The sequence below is a fragment of the Sinorhizobium sp. P24N7 genome, from assembly GCF_042436655.1.
Classification (GTDB): Bacteria; Pseudomonadota; Alphaproteobacteria; order Rhizobiales; family Rhizobiaceae; genus Sinorhizobium; species Sinorhizobium meliloti_A.
The window spans coordinates 1-485 of sequence record NZ_JBHMIW010000114.1; the positions used below are offsets into that span (position 1 = coordinate 1).

A 485-nucleotide genomic window follows, 5' to 3' on the forward strand; every position below is an offset into this window, starting at 1 on the left:
CGCTCGGCACCAAGGGCGGCGGCTTCTTCAACGTCAAGTCCTCGCATCCACTCGAGAACCCGACGCAGCTCTCTAACCTGCTGCAACTGATCTACATCCTGCTGATCCCGGCAGCCTTCTGCTTGCTGTTCGGGCACATGGTGAAGGATCAGCGTCAGGGTATCGCCATCTTCGCGGCCATGGGCATCCTGTTCGTCGTCGGCCTCGCCGTCGTCTACGGCGCGGAGGTTCACGGCAACACGTTGTATAACGCCCTGCCGATTGATCAGACGGCGGGCAATATGGAGGGCAAAGAAGTCCGCTTCGGGACGGGTCTTTCCGCGCTCTGGGCCGAGGCGACCACAGCCGCTTCCAACGGCTCGGTGAACTCCATGCATGACAGTTTTACACCACTCGCCGGCCTTGCGCTTTTGCTCAACATGCAGGTGGGCGAGGTCATCTTCGGCGGTGTGGGCGCCGGCTTCTACGGTATGCTGCTCTTCGTT

The 485-nt window shown here is 61.0% G+C and carries 1 protein-coding gene; it reads left to right on the forward strand.

Annotated elements, in window-relative coordinates; all coding sequences use genetic code 11:
- A partial coding sequence (locus ACFHWW_RS34210; RefSeq protein WP_379943825.1) for a potassium-transporting ATPase subunit KdpA occupies positions 1-485 on the forward strand: 485 nt, incomplete at both ends.